At 64.6% G+C, this 17,036-nt stretch carries 14 protein-coding genes and 1 pseudogene; 10 read left to right on the top strand and 5 right to left on the bottom strand.

Translation table 11 applies throughout. The features are described 5' to 3' along the window. The first annotated feature begins 13 nt into the window (after positions 1-13). The 10 genes and pseudogenes from ACSQ76_RS04945 to ACSQ76_RS04900 all read left to right on the top strand — a co-directional run bounded on the left by ACSQ76_RS04945 (position 14) and on the right by ACSQ76_RS04900 (position 10,610). The gene (locus tag ACSQ76_RS04945; RefSeq protein ID WP_437155677.1) at positions 14-1,459 is read left to right on the top strand and encodes a CpaF family protein; all 1,446 of its coding nucleotides are present in this window, start codon (positions 14-16) and stop codon (positions 1,457-1,459) included. 4 nt (positions 1,460-1,463) lie between these two features. Beyond that, positions 1,464-2,432, top strand: coding sequence for a type II secretion system F family protein (locus tag ACSQ76_RS04940; protein ID WP_306128144.1), 969 nt, complete (start codon positions 1,464-1,466; stop codon positions 2,430-2,432). An 11-nt stretch (positions 2,433-2,443) separates the two neighbouring features. Continuing rightward, complete coding sequence (locus ACSQ76_RS04935) at positions 2,444-3,424, top strand: type II secretion system F family protein (RefSeq protein ID WP_437155676.1); 981 nt, start codon at positions 2,444-2,446, stop codon at positions 3,422-3,424. Between the two features lie 68 nt (positions 3,425-3,492). Continuing rightward, positions 3,493-4,053 carry a tetratricopeptide repeat protein gene (locus ACSQ76_RS04930; protein ID WP_437155675.1) on the top strand — a complete coding sequence of 187 codons (561 nt, stop codon included), beginning with the start codon at positions 3,493-3,495 and terminating at the stop codon, positions 4,051-4,053. 26 nt (positions 4,054-4,079) lie between these two features. Continuing rightward, on the top strand, positions 4,080-4,937 hold the full coding sequence (locus tag ACSQ76_RS04925; protein ID WP_306128147.1) for a tetratricopeptide repeat protein: 858 nt from the start codon (positions 4,080-4,082) through the stop codon (positions 4,935-4,937). A 21-nt stretch (positions 4,938-4,958) separates the two neighbouring features. Continuing rightward, positions 4,959-5,465, top strand: a complete 507-nt coding sequence (locus tag ACSQ76_RS04920; protein ID WP_437155674.1) for a prepilin peptidase — start codon at positions 4,959-4,961, stop codon at positions 5,463-5,465. 131 nt (positions 5,466-5,596) lie between these two features. Continuing rightward, a pseudogene (locus tag ACSQ76_RS04915) lies at positions 5,597-6,906 on the top strand (ATPase). Positions 6,907-6,982: 76 nt separating this feature from the next. Then, positions 6,983-9,385: a ligase-associated DNA damage response DEXH box helicase gene (locus ACSQ76_RS04910; RefSeq protein ID WP_437155673.1), complete on the top strand. Its 2,403-nt coding sequence runs from the start codon at positions 6,983-6,985 to the stop codon at positions 9,383-9,385. A 62-nt stretch (positions 9,386-9,447) separates the two neighbouring features. Further along, positions 9,448-10,122 (top strand): ligase-associated DNA damage response endonuclease PdeM, encoded by a 675-nt coding sequence (gene pdeM / locus ACSQ76_RS04905; protein ID WP_437155672.1) that lies wholly within the window; start codon positions 9,448-9,450, stop codon positions 10,120-10,122. A gap of 68 nt (positions 10,123-10,190) precedes the next feature. Further along, positions 10,191-10,610: a PaaI family thioesterase gene (locus ACSQ76_RS04900; RefSeq protein WP_437155671.1), complete on the top strand. Its 420-nt coding sequence runs from the start codon at positions 10,191-10,193 to the stop codon at positions 10,608-10,610. Between the two features lie 127 nt (positions 10,611-10,737). On the opposite strand, the gene folD is transcribed toward ACSQ76_RS04900, so the two are convergent. The 5 genes from folD to ftsH form a co-directional block, all read right to left on the bottom strand. Further along, positions 10,738-11,628 (bottom strand): bifunctional methylenetetrahydrofolate dehydrogenase/methenyltetrahydrofolate cyclohydrolase FolD, encoded by an 891-nt coding sequence (folD, locus tag ACSQ76_RS04895; RefSeq protein WP_437155670.1) that lies wholly within the window; start codon positions 11,626-11,628, stop codon positions 10,738-10,740. A 71-nt stretch (positions 11,629-11,699) separates the two neighbouring features. After that, a complete protein-coding gene (locus ACSQ76_RS04890) occupies positions 11,700-13,376 on the bottom strand; it encodes a formate--tetrahydrofolate ligase (protein WP_437155669.1) in 1,677 nt (558 codons plus the stop codon). A 177-nt stretch (positions 13,377-13,553) separates the two neighbouring features. Then, positions 13,554-14,162, bottom strand: a complete 609-nt coding sequence (locus ACSQ76_RS04885) for an MOSC domain-containing protein (RefSeq protein ID WP_437155668.1) — start codon at positions 14,160-14,162, stop codon at positions 13,554-13,556. Positions 14,163-14,279: 117 nt separating this feature from the next. Continuing rightward, complete coding sequence (locus ACSQ76_RS04880; RefSeq protein ID WP_437155667.1) at positions 14,280-15,062, bottom strand: methyltransferase domain-containing protein; 783 nt, start codon at positions 15,060-15,062, stop codon at positions 14,280-14,282. 2 nt (positions 15,063-15,064) lie between these two features. Next, on the bottom strand, positions 15,065-16,987 hold the full coding sequence (gene ftsH, locus ACSQ76_RS04875; protein ID WP_306128159.1) for an ATP-dependent zinc metalloprotease FtsH: 1,923 nt from the start codon (positions 16,985-16,987) through the stop codon (positions 15,065-15,067). Positions 16,988-17,036: the final 49 nt, after the last annotated feature.

The following is a 17,036-nucleotide window of genomic DNA, read 5'->3' as shown; positions in this document are numbered from 1 at the left end:
GGAAACCGTACCGATGTTCTCGCGATACAAGAAGACGACTGAAGGCGCCCAGCCGGTCAAGGCTGCCAAGAAGGCCGCCGCGGAGGCGCCCAAGACCGCCCCCGTGAACGAGGTGCAGAGCGCTTCGCTGCGCAAACCGCTTCAGAAAGCTGCGGCGACCGCTGCGCCTCAGGACAAGGACCGCAAGCGCAAGGAACGGCTGGCCGAGATCAAGATCGACCTGCACCGCGCGCTTCTGGACAACCTCAACCTCGGCGCGCTCGACACCGCGACCGAGGCCGACCTGCGCGCCGAGATCAGCGCCATCACCGGCGAGGCCCTGGAAGAGCGCAGCATCGTCCTGAACCGCGAGGACCGCACCACCCTGACGCAGGATCTCTACGACGAGGTGCGCGGCCTTGGCCCGCTGGAGCCGCTGCTGAAGGACGACACGGTCAACGATATTCTCGTCAACGGCCCGCACCAGGTGTTCGTGGAACGCGCAGGCAAGCTGATGCTGACCGACACCACCTTCAAGGACGAAAAGCACCTGCTGCGGATCATCGACAAGATCGTGTCGGCCGTGGGCCGCCGCGTCGACGAATCCAACCCCTATGTCGACGCCCGTCTTCAGGACGGCTCGCGCTTCAACGCCATGGTGCCGCCCGTGGCCGTGGATGGCAGCCTGGTGTCGATTCGTAAGTTCAAGAAGGACAAGCTGGGCATCGACGACCTGGTGAATTTCGGCGCCTTTTCCGAGGAAATGGCCGCCTATCTTCAGGCCGCCGTGGCCACGCGCCTCAACGTGATCGTCTCGGGCGGGACCGGCTCGGGCAAGACGACCACGCTCAACGCGCTGTCGTCCTTCATCGACAATTCCGAACGCATCCTGACCATCGAGGATACCGCCGAACTTCAGCTGCAACAGATCCACGTGGGCCGGATGGAAAGCCGTCCGCCCAACGTCGAAGGCAAGGGCGAGGTCAGCCCCCGCGACTGTCTGAAAAACGCCCTGCGGATGCGCCCCGACCGCATCATCGTCGGCGAGACGCGCGGCGAGGAAGTGATCGACATGTTGCAGGCCATGAACACCGGCCACGACGGCTCGATGACGACGATCCACGCCAACAACCCGCGCGACGGCATCAGCCGTCTGGAGAACATGGTGGCCATGGCCGGGATCGAGATGCCGCTCAAGGCCGTGCGCTCGCAGATCGCCTCGGCCGTGAACCTTCTGGTGCAGGCCAGCCGCCTGCAGGACGGCTCGCGCCGGATGACCTCGATCACCGAGATCACCGGGATGGAAGGCGACGTGATTTCCATGCAGGAAATCTTCCGCTTCCAGCGCGTCGGCCTTACGCCCGACAACAAGATCATTGGCCACTTCACCGGCACCGGTGTGCGGTCGAACTATTCAGAGCGGTTCCGCCTGTGGGGGTATGACCTGCCGCCCAGCATCTACGAACCGGTAGGGGAATAACGTCATGTCAATCAGTGCAGAACCAATCATCTACGGCCTGATCTTCATCGGGATCATGGTCTTGGTGCAGGGTCTTTACCTCACCGTCTTCGGGCGCTCGATCAGCCTCAACAACCGCGTGAACCGCCGGCTGGAGATGCTGGACAAGGGCGGCAACCGCGAAGAGGTGATGGAAAAGCTGCGCAAGGAGATGGAACAGCATCTCAAGGCGCGCAAGATCCCGCTTTATTCCATCCTCGCCACCAAGGCGCAGATGGGCGCCATCGCGTTCTCGCCCAAGCAGCTCATGATGCTGATGGTGGCCTGCGCGTTCATCGCCTTCATCGGCCTGTCCGTGGGCACCGACACGGCGCTACCCGTGCGCATTCTCGTCTCGGTGGCGATGGGCGTCGGCGGCATCTTCGTCTGGGTCAACATGAAGGCCGGCAAGCGCATGGCCATGCTGGAGGAACAGCTGCCCGATGCCATCGAACTGATGGTGCGCAGCCTGCGCGTCGGCCACCCCTTCACCTCGGCCATCTCCATCGTCGCCAACGAGGTCGCCGACCCGCTGGCCACCGAATTCGGCGTCATTGCCGACGAGGCCGCCTATGGCCGGGATATCGGCGAGGCATTGAAGGACATGGCCGAGCGCCTGAACATGCAGGATTTGCGCTTTCTCGCCGTGGCGGTGACCATCCAGCAGCAATCGGGCGGCAACCTTGCCGAGATCCTCGACGGCCTGGCCAAGGTGATCCGCGCCCGCTTTCGCCTGTTCCGCCGCGTCAAGGCCATCACCGCCGAGGCCAAGTGGTCCGGCAAGTTCCTGTCGGGCTTCCCCGTCCTGGCGCTGATCGCGATTCAGTTGATCAAGCCCGACTACTACGATGAGGCGATGGAACACCCCTACTTCATCCCGGCCTGCCTGGCCGTGGGCTTTTTCCTCGTGGCGAACCTCTTCGTGATGCGCGCCCTCGTGAACATCAAGGTGTAAAGGCCACGAAAATGCTGGATACCGTCACACAACTCATGACAGACACGCTGGGCCCCTTCGGCCTGCTGATCGCGGTCGGCACGCTGGGCGTGGTCCTGGTCCTGCTGACGATCCCGATCCTGATCCGCGAGTCCAATGACCCGCTGGACAAGATCAAGAAGGCGTCGCGCTCGGGCGTGTCGCAGGAAGAGCAGAAGAAAAAGCTGCGCTCGGGCCAGCGCAACGAGAAGCTGGACAAATATGCCAAGTTCCTTGAGCCCGAGGACGAAAAGCAGCTCAGCCAGATCCGCCTGACCCTGTTGCAGGCCGGCTATCGCAGCCGCGACGCGGTGCGCTATTTCCACTTCGCGCAGTTCGCGCTCGGCATCGGCTTTCTGATCCTGGGCGTGCTCTACTTCGTCGTGTTCCTGGCGGGCGACGAGAGTACCACGACCCAGCAGACGCTGATGTATATCCTCGGCCCCGGCGGCGTGGGCTACATGCTGCCCAAGTACTGGGTGACAAAGCGCCAGCAGCAACGCCAGCAGGAGATCGAGGAGGGCTTTCCCGACAGTCTCGACATGATGCTGACCTGCGTCGAGGCGGGACAATCGCTCGACCAGGCGATCATCCGGGTCTCCAAGGAAATCCGCGCCTCCTACCCTGCGCTGGCCGACGAGTTCGAAATCGTCTCGCACCAGATCAAGGCCGGGCGTGACAAGCCTTCGGTCCTCAATGAAATGGCCGAACGCTGCGGCGTGCAGGATATCTCCAGCTTCGTGACCGTGCTGGTGCAGTCGCAGAGTTTCGGCACCTCGATCGCCGACGCCCTGCGCGTCTATGCCGGCGAGATGCGTGACAAACGGGTCATGCGCGCCGAAGAAAAGGCCAACAAGCTTCCGACGAAGATGACTTTGGCCACGATGATGCTTACAGTGCCGCCATTGCTGATCATTCTGGTCGGCCCGTCGGTGCTGGGGATCATGGAACTCTTCGCGATGGCGGGTCAGTAACGACCGGACCAACGAAAGGCAGGCCCCGCGCGGGCCTGCCGCCACGAAGAAGAGGCGGCAAGAAAGGCATGACACGAGCAGGTGTCTGGCTATTGGTTTCCTTCGCTCTCGTCGCGGGCTGCGGCGAGGGCGCTTCGCGTGATCCCGACAACCCCTACGCCCCCGGTGTCGCCCGCGGTGGCGAGCCCGTGGATTCCAAGCTGGTGGGCCACCGCCTTGTCGCTGCCGGGGAATTCGAGCTGGCGATCGACGCCTTCTCCCGCGCCGCGCTCGACGAGGGCATGAGCGCCGACGTGCTGGCCGGTCTTGGCACCGCCAATCTCGGCCTGGGCCGGTTGCACACCGCCGAACGCCTGCTGCGCCAGGCCATCAAGAAAGACGAATTTTCGCCCGAGGTCTGGAACAACCTTGGCGTCGTCCTGCTGGAAAAGGGCGAGACCGGCGAGGCGGAACAGGTCTTCAAGAAGGCCTATGCGCTCGACAATGGCCAAAGTGACTCAATCCGCGACAATTTGCGGTTAGTTCTCGCAAAATCGGAAAATTCCCTTTATAGTGAAGAGTTAGAACAAGATTATAAACTGGTGCGGCGTGGGAGTAGCGACTACCTGATCCGCAACATACCAGGTTGAGGCAAAGGCAGTAAAAGGACGCAAAAATGCGCCATCCTATTCTTATGTGCATCTGCGTGGGCAGCGCATTTGCCCTTTCCGCTTGTGATGAAAAGGCCGGCAAGGCCGATGTGGACCGGGCCCTGTCCGATCTCAATGTCGTCGACGAAAGCAACCTTGGCGACGTGATGCTGACGGTCGCCGACCCCAACGAGTCCGTGAAGTATTTCCAGCGGACCCTTGGCGAAAAACCCGACCGCATCGATGTGCGCCGCGGGCTGGCACAATCGCTCATCCGCGCCAAGCGCCACACCGAGGCCGTCGCGGCCTGGAAAAACGTGGTCGAGCACGAGAAATCCAACAATGACGACCAGGTGGAATACGCCGATGCGCTCATTCGCAACAACGAGTGGAAGCGCGCAGACGAAGTGCTGGACGCGGTTCCGCCCACGCACGAGACCTTCAAGCGCTACCGCCTCGAGGCGATGATCGCCGACAGCAACCAGAACTGGACGAAGGCCGACAGCTTTTACGAGACCGCCGTCGGCCTGACGACGACGCCCGCCAGCGTGATGAACAACTGGGGGTATTCCAAGCTGACCCGGGGCGATTTCGCCGCAGCCGAGCGCCTGTTCACCGACGCGCTGCGTCAGGACGACAGCCTGTTCACCGCCAAGAACAACCTTGTCCTGGCCCGCGGCGCGCAAAAGAAATACTCGCTGCCCGTCATGCAGACCAGCCAGGAAGAGCGCGCGCAGTTGCTTTACACGCTGGGCCTCTCGGCCATCAAGCAGGGCGATACAAGCATCGGCAAGGGCCTTCTGCGCGACGCCATCGACACCCATCCCCAGCATTTCGAGGCCGCCGCGCGCAGCCTGCAAGCGCTGGAAAACAACGTCGAGTAACCGGCAGACGAGGCGCGGTCCATGCCCCTTGAAATCACCAGCTGGGCGGCGCTCTGGTTCCTGCCCTTCGTCACCCCGATTTGCCTCTGGGTGATGTGGAGCGACCTCAAGGCGATGCGCATCCCCAATACCTCGGTTATGACGCTGGCGGGGATATTCGTGATCGTGGGCCTGTGGGCCGTCACCCCCTTCTGGCCCGATTACGCCTGGCGCATCGCGATCATGTTCATCGCGCTGGTGATCGGTTTCATCGCCAATGCCGGCGGTCTGATGGGGGCGGGCGACAGCAAGTTCATCGCCGCCGCAGCCCCCTTCATCGCGCCCGCCGACTGGCGGATCATCATGTTTCTCTTCGCCGCCAACCTTCTGGCCTGTTTCGTCAGCCACCGCGTGGCCAAGCACTCGCCCCTGCGTCGGCTTGCCCCCGACTGGGTCAGCTGGGACCGGGGCAAGAAGTTTCCCATGGGCTTTGCCCTGGGCGCCACGCTGGTGATCTATCTAGGCCTCGGCGCAGCCTACGGGGCCTGAGGCCCCTGCCCCATCCCCGCCCGCAGGCGACCATAATTTCCGCATGATTTGATGCCATCCTGGCCCGGATTGCGCCGCTCGACGCGGTGCGTGAAACATGTCGACTTGTCAGAAAATACGGGCAGAATACCATGAACATGCAAGTGACCTCCGGCGTTCAGCCACCCCCGCCGCCGTCCGGGATCGAAGAAATGCGCCTTCCGGTCGTGATGATGCGGGACATCCTGCTGAAGACGATGTTCCGCAAGAACCTCGACATGGTCAGCGAAATCGCCGAGGCGATCTGCCTGCCCCGCGCCGTCACGCAGGAACTGGTCGACATGGCCCGCCAGCAACGCCTGCTCGAGGCGACCGGCACGCTCAACGCCAACTCGGGCGGCGAAATGGGCTTTCAGCTGACCGACGCGGGCAAGTCCCGCGCGCTCGACGCGCTGTCGCAATCGGAATATTTCGGCGCCATGCCCGTGCCGCTGGCCGTCTACCGCGAACAGGTTCAGCGCCAGTCGATCCGCAACATCCAGATCACCCGCGACGAACTGACCGGCGCCATGGGCCACCTCGTTCTGCCGCCCAGCCTGCTCGACCACCTCGGCCCCGCCGTCTCGGCCGGCCGCTCGATCCTGATGTACGGCCCCCCGGCAACGGCAAATCCTCGATCTCGAACGGCATCCGCGACGCCATGGGCGACAAGATCTATGTCCCCCGCGCCATCGAATATGCGGGCCAGGTCATCACCGTCTACGACCCGATCGTCCATTCCAAGGCCGAGGTCGAGGTCGACGACCCCAACAGCCTGCGCCGCAAGCGCACCTTCGATACGCGCTACGTGCGCTGCGAACGGCCCACGGTCATCACCGGGGGCGAGCTCAGCCTGTCGATGCTGGATCTGGTCTACAACCCCACCGCGCGCACCTACCAGGCACCGCTGCAGCTGAAATCGACGGGCGGCATCTTCATCGTCGATGACCTTGGCCGCCAGGCCGAGCCACCGCAAAGCCTCGTCAACCGCTGGATCGTGCCGCTGGAGGAATCCAAGGACATCCTCGCGCTGCAATCGGGGGAAAAATTCGAGGTTCCCTTCGACACGCTGGTGATCTTCTCGACCAACTTCCACCCCAACGAGATCTTCGACCAGGCCGCCCTGCGCCGGATCTTCTTCAAGATCAAGATCGACGGGCCCAACCAGCAGGATTTCCTCAAGATCTTCGCCATGGTGGCCAAGAAACGCGGGATGCCGCTGGACGAGGAAACGCTGCTGCACCTGCTCAAGGTCAAGTACCCGACGATCAACAACGTCTACGCCAACTACCAGCCGATCTTCCTGATCGACCAGATGATCTCGATCTGCGAGTTCGAGGGCATCCCCTACCAGATGCGCCCCGACCTGCTCGATCGCGCTTGGGCGAACATGTTCGTCAAGGACGAGAAGATCGTGAAGTAGGCGCGCCCCGGAGTTTTCAAAAACTCCGGGCAAAACTTTTCCTGAAAAGTTTTGCGGTTGCGCCTACATCTGGCGGATGACGACGCTACCCCCCGTTTTCACCGAGTGGTTCGCCGCGCGCGGATGGTCCATCCACCCGCACCAGCAGGAGATGCTGGACCGCGCCGATGACCCTGCCCTTCTGCTCATCGCCCCCACCGGCGGCGGCAAGACGCTGGCCGGGTTCCTGCCCACGCTGGTGGACATCGCCGAGCACGGCCATGAGGGTCTGCACACGCTCTATATCTCACCGCTCAAGGCGCTCGCCGCCGATATCCGTCGCAACCTGACCACCCCCGTCACCGAGATGGACCTGCCCATCCGCATCGAGGACCGCACCGGCGACACGTCCTCGGCGGCCAAGCGCCGCCAGCGCGCCGACCCGCCGCATATCCTGCTGACCACGCCCGAGAGCCTCGCGCTGCTGACTTCCTACGAAGACGCACCGCGCATCTTCAAGGGCCTCAAGCGCATCGTGGTCGACGAGATCCACGCGCTGGCGGAATCCAAGCGCGGCGATCAACTGTTCCTCGCCCTCAGCCGTCTTCAGGCCATGTGCCCCGGCCTGCGCCGCGTCGGCCTCTCGGCCACGGTCGAGGATCCTGCCGCCATCGCGCAATTGCTCGCCCGCCACCCCGACCCGTGCGAAATCCTCATGGCCGATCCCGGCCCCGAGCCTGACATCGCCATGCTCCAAACTGACGCTTACCCGCCTTGGTCCGGAGGTGGTGCGGCCTATTCGATTCCCGCCGTTTTGGAAGAGGTGAAACGCCACCGCATCACCCTCATCTTTCACAACACCCGCGCACAGGCCGAGATCTTCTTTCACAACCTCTGGCTCGCCAACGACGATGCGCTGCCCATCGGCATCCACCACGGCTCGCTCGACCGGGCGCAGCGGGAACGGGTCGAGGTTGCCATGCAGCGTGGCGAGCTGCGCGCCGTGGTCTGTACCGGCAGTCTGGACCTTGGCATCGACTGGGGCGACGTGGACCTCGTGATCCAGGTCGGCGCGCCCAAGAACGTCAAGCGCCTGGTCCAGCGCATCGGCCGCGCCAACCACCGCTACAACGCGCCATCCAAGGCGCTCCTGGTGCCCGCCAACCGGTTCGAGGTCATCGAATGCGTCGCCGCGTTGCAGGCCGTGCGCGACCACGACCTCGACGGCGAACCGCGCGGCCCCGGCCCGCGTGACGTGCTCTGCCAGCATATCCTGATCCGCGCCTGTGCGGGGCCGTTCGATGCAGATGCATTGTTCGAGGAAATCAAGACCGTCGGCGCCTATGCCACGCTCACCCGCGCCCAGTTCGACGCCTGTCTGGATTTCTGCGCCACCGGCGGCTATGCCCTGCGCGCCTATGACCAATGGCAGCGCCTGCTGAGCCGCGACGGCCTGTGGCAGCTGCGCGATCCGCGCAGCGCCCGCCTCATCCGCATGAACGTAGGCACCATCCAGGACGCCGACCTGCTCAAGGTCCGCATGCGCCGCAATCGCGGCGGCAAGCCGCTGGGCGAGGTCGAGGAAGGCTTCGCCGCCTCCCTGACGCCCGGCGACACCTTCCTGATCGGCGGGCAGATCGTGAAATACGAGGGCCTGCGCGAAACCGTGGTCGAGGTCAGCCGCGACGCCGCGAAGAAACCCAAGATCGCCACCTTCGCCGGGACGAAATTCGCCACCTCCACCCAGCTCAGCCAGCGCATTCTCGCGCTCTTGCACTCAGGCGACCACTCCGCCCTGCCCGTCCACACCACCGACTGGATCGCGCTTCAACAGGACGTGTCGCAGCTACCCAAGGCGGGTCGACTGCTGATCGAAAGCTTCCCCCACGAGGGTCGCGAACACGCCTGCATCTACGGCTTCGCGGGCCGAAACGCGCAGCAGACGCTGGGCCTGATCCTCAGCAAACGCATGGAGGAGATGGGCCTCGCCCCCATGGGCTTTGTCTCGACCGATTACGCCACGCTCATCTGGGGGCTGGAGCCCTTGACCGACGCCACCGGCCTTCTGGACCGCACCGCGCTGCGCGAAGGTCTCGACAAGTGGCTCGCCGGTAACCAACTGATAAAACGCACCTTTCGCGCCTCGGCCACCATCGCCGGCCTCATCCAGCGCAACCTGCCGCAAGTCCGCAAGACCGGGCGGCAGGCCACGTTTTCCTCCGATATCCTCTACGACACATTGGCCAAATACGACCCCGATCACCTGCTTCTGGACATCACAAGGCAGGAGGCGATGCGCGGCCTGATCGACTTTGGCCGGATCGAGGAAATGCTCGACCGGATCGGCAACCGCGTCGACCTTGTCCGCCTGCCCCGGGTCACGCCCTTCGCCGCGCCGCTCTTCCTCGAGGCCGGGCGCACCCCCGTCGAAGGCAGCGCACAGGACCGCCTGCTCGAGGAAGAAACCCAACGCCTGATGCAGGCCGCCGGCCTCGCCTGACCGGGCGGACAATTCCCCGGAAACCGCTTGCAAAATCGCTCGCCCCGCGTGATGAACGAAGCATGAACGGCTACGAGTTCACATTAGCAGGCGCCCGCCTCACCGCTCTCGGCTCCGGCGCGCTTTTCTGGCGTGACCAGAACCTCTTGTGCGTGTCGGACATGCACCTTGGCAAGACCGAACGCCGCGCGCGGCTGGGCGAGGCGCAACTGCCCCCCTACGAGACGCACGACACGCTTTCCCGCCTGCAGGCCGACTTGGAGGCCACCGGCGCGCACACCGTCATCTGCCTCGGTGACAGCTTCGACGACGCGCTGGCCGCCCGCGCCCTCTTGGAGGCCGAAAAGCTCTGGATCAGCCGCCTGCAGGCCGGCCGCCGTTGGGTCTGGATCGAGGGCAACCACGATCCCGGCCCCGTCGACCTTGGCGGCGCGCACCTGTTCGAATTGCCCGTGCCGCCGCTCACCTTCCGCCACATCGCGCAACAGGGCTATTCCGGCGAGGTCTCGGGGCATTACCACCCCAAGGTCACCCTGCCCGTCCGGGGCCGCGCCATCACCCGCCCGGCCTTTTTGCTCGACACAGACCGGCTGGTGATGCCCGCCTACGGCACCTATACCGGCGGCCTGCGCAGCCACGACAGCGCCCTTTGCAACCTCATGCGCCCCGAGGCGCTGGCCATCCTTACCGGCAAGACGCCGCATCCCGCCCCCATGCCGCGCGGCGCGAAGGCATGATCGGCGCGGTTTCTATCCACACGCGCACAGCCTAGACTGCCTTAAGACCGCACGGAGACCCCAGCCCCATGTCCGCCCCCTTCGAAACCCGCATCCGCGACAGCTTTGCCCGGCAATCCATGATGCAGACACTTGGCGCCACGCTCACCGGCATCGCCGAAGGCCGGGTCGAGATCACCGCCCCCGTCCTCGAGGGCAGCCGCCAGCAGCAGGGCGTCGCCCATGCCGGACTGACTTTCGCCATCGGCGACAGTGCTGCGGGGTACTCCGCCCTCACGCTGATCCCCGAGGGGATGGAGGTGATGACGACGGAGATGAAGATCAACCTGCTGGCCCCCGGCGCAGGCGACACCCTCGTCGCCCGGGGCCGGGTGATCAAGCCGGGCCGACGCCTGATGGTGGTGCAATCGGATATTTTCGCCGTGACGGACGGTGCGGAACGCCACGTCGCCATGATGCTCGGCACCATGATCCCGGTGGACCTGTAGCGGCACGACACTAGGCCGCAACCCTTCAGATCAGCGATGAGGGCGGCCTCCGTACGAGTGTGGGAGTGAAGCCCCGACCGTGGGGGCGGTCGGGGGCTGCCCGGCGATGGCCGCCGGGCGAGAAACCTCAGGCCGTCAGCCCTTCGGGCTCCGGCAATCCGTTGGCGCGGCAGCAGGCCGTCACCGTGTTGGCCAGAAGGCACGCGATGGTCATTGGCCCCACGCCGCCCGGCACCGGCGTAATCGCCCCCGCGCGCGCCTCGCAGCTCTCGTAATCGGCATCGCCCACCAGCTTGTTCTTGCCGTCGCGCTCGACCCGGTTGATGCCCACGTCAATCACGGTGGCCCCTTCCTTGATCCAGTCGCCCGGCACCATCTCGGGCCGACCCACGGCGGCAACCACGATATCGGCGCGGCGCACGACCTCGGCCAGGTCCTTGGTACGGCTATGAGCGATGGTCACCGTGCAGCTGTCGCCCAGCAAAAGCTGCGCCATCGGCTTGCCCACGATGTTCGAGCGCCCGACAACCACCGCATCCATACCGGAAAGGCTCCCGTGGTGTTCGCGCAGCATCATCAGACAGCCCAGCGGTGTGCAGGGCACCATGCTTTTCTGCCCGGTACCCAGCAGGCCCACATTCGAGATATGAAACCCGTCGACGTCTTTCGCCGGGTCGATCGAGTTGATCACCAGGTCGGAATCCAGATGGTCCGGCAGCGGCAGCTGCACAAGGATGCCATGCACGTCCTTGTCGTTGTTCAGCTTGTCGATCAGCGCCAGCAGATCCTCTTCCGAGGTGTCCGGCTCCAGCTTGTGCTCGTAGGAATTCATGCCGACCTCGACGGTCTGCTTGCCCTTCGAGCGGACGTAAACCTGGCTTGCCGGGTCCTCGCCCACCAGCACCACGGCCAGCCCCGGCGTGATGCCATGCTCTTCCTTCAGGCGGTCCACATGGCCCGCCACCTTCTCGCGCACTTTTGCGGCAAACGCCTTGCCGTCGATAATCTCTGCCGTCATGTCTGTCCTCCCGGCCCCAAGAATGGTCCCCCACCCTATACCGTTGGTACCGGGCGGGGGAAACACGTCCTTTAGAACAACCCTTCGATTTCGCCCTGGTCGTTCAGGCGGATGTTTTCCGAGGCCGGTCGGCTGGGCAGGCCCGGCATGGTCATGATCTCGCCGCAGACCACCACGACAAAGCCCGCGCCGGCCGAGAGCCGCACTTCGCGCACCGGGACCGAGTGGCCCGTCGGCGCGCCGCGCTGCGTGGGATCGGTCGAGAAGCTGTACTGCGTCTTGGCCATGCACACGGGCAGGTTGCCGTATCCCTGGTCTTCCCATTGCTTCAGCTGGTCGCGCACCTTCTTGTCCGCGATCACCTCGTCGGCACGGTAGATCTTCTTGGCGATGGTCTCGACCTTCTCGAAGAGACCCATCTCGTCGGGATAAAGCGGTTTGAAGTCCGCCTCGCCCTTCTCGATCGTCTCCACGACCTTCTTGGCGAGATCCGCCGACCCTTCCGAGCCCAGCTCCCAGTGACGCGACAGCACCGCCTCGGCGCCGTTCTCGGCCACGAAGTCCTTCACCGCCTGCACCTCGGCATCGGTGTCGGTCACGAAGTGGTTGATCGCCACCACCACCGGTACACCGAAAGACTTGACGTTCTCGATATGCCGGCCCAGGTTCGGGCAGCCCGCCTTGACCGCGTCGACGTTCTCGGCGCCCAGGTCGGCCTTGGCCACGCCGCCGTTCATCTTCATCGCCCGCACCGTGGCGACCAGAACCACCGCCGAGGGCGCGATCCCGGCCTTGCGGCACTTGATGTTCATGAACTTCTCGGCGCCCAGGTCCGCGCCGAAGCCCGCCTCGGTCACCACGTAGTCGCACAGTTTCAGCGCCGTCTTCGTGGCGATGACCGAGTTGCAGCCATGCGCGATGTTGGCGAACGGGCCGCCATGCACGAAGGCCGGATTGTTTTCCAGCGTCTGCACCAGGTTGGGCTGCATCGCGTCCTTCAGAAGGACGGTCATCGCGCCTTCGGCCTTGATGTCGCGGCAATAGACCGGGCTGCGGTCGCGGCGGTAGGCCACGATCATCGAGCCCAGCCGTTCCTCGAGGTCCTTCAGGTCGCTCGCCAGGCACAGGATCGCCATGACCTCCGAGGCCACGGTGATGTCGAAGCCGTCCTCGCGGGCAAAGCCGTTGGCCACACCGCCCAGGGACGACGTGATCTGGCGCAAGGAGCGGTCGTTCATGTCCACCACGCGGCGCCAGACGATCCGGCGGGTGTCGATCTCGGCGTCGTTGCCCCAGTAGACGTGGTTGTCGATCATGGCACTCAGCAGCGCGTGGGCGCTGGTGATCGCGTGGAAGTCGCCGGTGAAGTGCAGGTTCATGTCCTCCATCGGCACGACCTGCGCATAGCCGCCGCCCGCGGCGCCGCCCTTCATCCCGAAGTTCGGCCCCAGGGACGCCTCGCGGATGCAGATCATCGCCTTCTTGCCGATGTGGTTCAGGCCGTCGCCCAGCCCCACGGTCGTGGTGGTCTTGCCCTCGCCCGCCGGCGTCGGGTTGATCGCGGTCACCAGGATCAGCTTGCCGTCCTCGTTGCCCTGGACCGAGTTGATGTAGTCCTGGCTCACCTTCGCCTTGTCATGCCCGTAGGGCAGCAGGTGCTCGCCCGGAATGCCAAGCTTGTCGCCAATCTCCTGGATCGGCTTCTTCAACGCCGCACGCGCAATCTCGATGTCTGATTTGTGGCTCATTTTGTCTTCCCTTTGGACATAAGCGATGATGCTTCGGGGACAGCCATACAAATTCGGATGCCCTCACCCGGTCAGGAATCCGACATTTCCGCGGGCTGATGCGGCAGCCTGTCGCGCCCGCGTTTCACATCGGAAACTCGAGTGTTTCCAATGTGCACCGGAAACGCCGGGCCGTGCTCAGAACGACTTGCCGCTGAGGCATCCTTCCAGATGCAGCCAGGGCCGCTGGTCGGGCACATGCAGGCGCATCCTGTCGCCCACGCGCAAGGGCCCGGGCCGTTCGACCCAGGCGGTCACACCCCGCCGGTGCGCCGCAGCGGGCTTGAACCGCTTGCCAAGGCCGGGATGGTCCTTTTCAAGCTCCTTCGCGGGCCAGATGCAGGGGCGGTTTTCCATGTCCACGATCAGCGCCGTCCCGGCCTCGGTCTGCAGCCGGGACGAGGGCGGCAGACGGCTGAAATCGTCGATCCCCTTCAGTACCAGCGACGCGCCCAGCCATTCGGGGCGCACGGCGTCGATCCCGATCTCGTCGGCGATGGCCGCGATTTCCTCGGCCGAGACGATGGACATCTGCCGCACATTGGCAATCTCGGTGCCTTCCGCGTGCTGGTCCTTCACCCGCACACAGGCCGGACGGGTGCGCCCGCCGTGAAACTCGCCCGGCACGCCGTCCCATGTGAGGTCCACCCCGTCCAGCGCCGCCGAGCGGATGTCGCTGTCCTGATCGGCGACGCAGCCGATCCAGGTGACTTCGGCATAGTGGTCGGTGGGTATCAAAGCAGGCATGGCACTCTCCGGGATGTCGGGCGCACTTTCAGCCTGTCACGCCTGCGGGTCAATCCTGGCACACGCCGGAATTTTGAAAAAATTCCGTCCCGTTTTCTTTCCAAGAAAACGCCCCGCTCAGACCGACAGGGTAAAGAACATCCGGCGGAACGGGAACAGGACCGAACCGTCGGACCGCACCGGATAGGCCGCGTGCATGGCTTCCTCGTAACGCTTGATCAGCGCCGCCTTCTCGCCTTCGTCGAGCGCTTCCAGCACGGGGCGTGCATATGTGCTCTCGGTGAAGCGGCGCACCGGGTGGCTGCCCGGTTCGGCCATCAGGCGCTGGTAATACTCGGTTTCCCACAGGCGGAACTGGCCCATGCCGGACAAAAGCTCATCGTACTTGACCGGCGCCATGACGCCGGGCGTGCCCATCTTCTCGACCCGGCCGGGAAACATTTCCTCGACCAGGCTCAGCCAGACGCGGTGCGACGGCGCCTTGTTCTGGTGCGGCATCTGCACGGCCAGCGTGCCGCCCTTGCTCAGCATCCGGGCCAGTCGGGGCAGCAACTGCTCGTGGTTGCCCACCCAGTGCAGCGCGGCGTTGGAAAAGATCAGCCCCGGCGCCCGCGACGGTGTCCATTCGGCGATGTCGGCCTGGCTGTAGCTGTCGTGGCCCTTCGACGCGCGGGCCTTTTCCAGCATCGCCGGGCTGGCATCCACGCCGATCACCTTGCGGCCGCCCGCGCGGGCGCGCAGCGCCTCGCCCAGGGCGCCGCTGCCGCAGCCCAGATCGTAGATGTCGCCCGCGCCCATGCTGCTGATCGTGTTCACGAGGTCGAGGCCCGGCCGCAGCCGGAGATCGTGAAACCGGGCATAGGCGCCCGGGTTCCAGTCGGTCTTCGCGGTAGTCGTCATCGTCACGCTGTGGGTTCCGGCTCCAGCCCGCCATCGGGGGGCGACGATTTCGGCTTGGTCTTGGGGATCGCGGTCAGTGAAGGCTTGTCGTCCTTCTGGGGTGTACCGCCCTGGTCGTCGTCATTTGCCTCGGGCGGATCGCCGTTGATGACGCGCTCGATCTCCTCGCCGGTCAGGGTTTCGTACTCCAGCAGGCCCTGCGCAAGACGTTCCCACTCTTCCTGCCGTTCGGTCAGGATGTCATAGGCCCGCTGATACGCCTCGTCGATCATGCGTTTGACCTCGTCCTCGATCAGCTCCTTGGTGTGGGCCGAGATCGAGAAGCCGCCGGCGCCGTTGCCCATGTAGCCTTCGTGCGCCTGTTCGTAATCGACATTGCCGACCTTGTCGGACATGCCCCAGCGCAGCACCATGGCCCGCGCCAGCGACGACGCCTGCTGGATGTCGCCCGCCGGACCGTTCGACACCGCGTCGGGGCCGTACTTGATGATCTCGGCGGCCTTGCCGGCCATGGTCATGGCCAGCTTTTCCTCGCATTCCGACTTGTGCCAGTTCAGGCGGTCGATCTCCGGCAGGCTGACCACCATGCCCAATGCACCGCCGCGCGGAATGATCGTGGCCTTGTAGACCGGGTCGCATTGCGGCAGGGCCAGGCCGACGATGGCGTGACCGGCCTCGTGATAGGCGGTCTTTTCCTTCTGCGCGGGCGTCAGCACCATGCTGCGCCGCTCGGCACCCATCATGACCTTGTCCTTGGCCTGTTCGAAATCCACCATCGAGACGAACCGCCGGCCCACGCGGGCGGCCATCAGCGCCGCCTCGTTCACCAGGTTGGCAAGGTCCGCCCCCGAGAAACCGGGCGTGCCGCGCGCGATGATGCGCAGGTCCACGTCCGGGCCCAGCGGAGTCTTGCGGGCATGGACGCCGAGGATCTTCTCGCGGCCCTTGATGTCGGGGTTGGGCACCGTCACCTGCCGGTCGAACCGGCCCGGGCGCAGCAGCGCGGGGTCCAGCACGTCCTTGCGGTTGGTGGCTGCGATGATGATCACACCTTCGTTCGATTCGAACCCGTCCATCTCGACCAGAAGCTGGTTGAGCGTCTGTTCGCGCTCGTCGTTGCCGCCCCCATAGCCGGCGCCACGGTGGCGACCCACGGCGTCGATCTCGTCGATGAAGACGATGCAGGGCGCGTTCTTCTTGGCCTGCTCGAACATGTCGCGCACACGGCTGGCGCCGACACCCACGAACATCTCGACGAAGTCCGAGCCCGAAATGGTGAAGAACGGCACGCCCGCCTCGCCCGCGATTGCGCGGGCCAGCAGCGTCTTACCGGTACCCGGAGGGCCGACCAGCAGCGCACCCTTGGGGATCTTGCCGCCCAGACGGCTGAACTTCTGCGGGTTGCGCAGGAACTCGACGATCTCTTCCAGTTCTTCCTTGGCCTCGTCGATGCCCGCCACGTCGTCGAACGTCACGCGGCCATGCTTTTCGGTCAGCATCTTGGCCTTGGATTTGCCAAAGCCCATGGCGCCGCCCTTGCCGCCGCCCTGCATGCGGTTCATGAAATAGATCCACACGCCGATCAGCAGCACGAAAGGCAGCAGCGAGATCAGGAAGGTCTGAAAGCCGGATTGCTCCTGCGATTCCGCCTTGATCGGGATATCCTGCTCCAGCAGGAGGGCGGTGATCTCGGCGTCCTCCGGCTTGATGGTCGAGTAATTGTTGCCGTCCTCGCCCCGAAAACGCACGTTCTCGCCGTCCAGCGTCACCTCGGACACTTCACCGCCCTCGACCGCCTGAACGAACTCGGAATAGGGAATTGCCTTGCTTTGCAGGGTGTTGCCCGATCCGTTGAACAGGCTGAACAGCGCCATGATCAACAGGAACAGGACCAACCAGAAGGCGAAGTTTCTCGCGTTGCCCAAGGGCTTTCTCCTCACGTCATTCCGGGCCTGACCTAACACATGGCCCGAA

This window comes from Roseovarius sp. B08 (assembly GCF_051417955.1).
Classification (GTDB): Bacteria; Pseudomonadota; Alphaproteobacteria; order Rhodobacterales; family Rhodobacteraceae; genus Roseovarius.
Note: the sequence above shows the minus strand (reverse complement) of the source record. Positions and strands in the feature narration are given on the sequence as shown.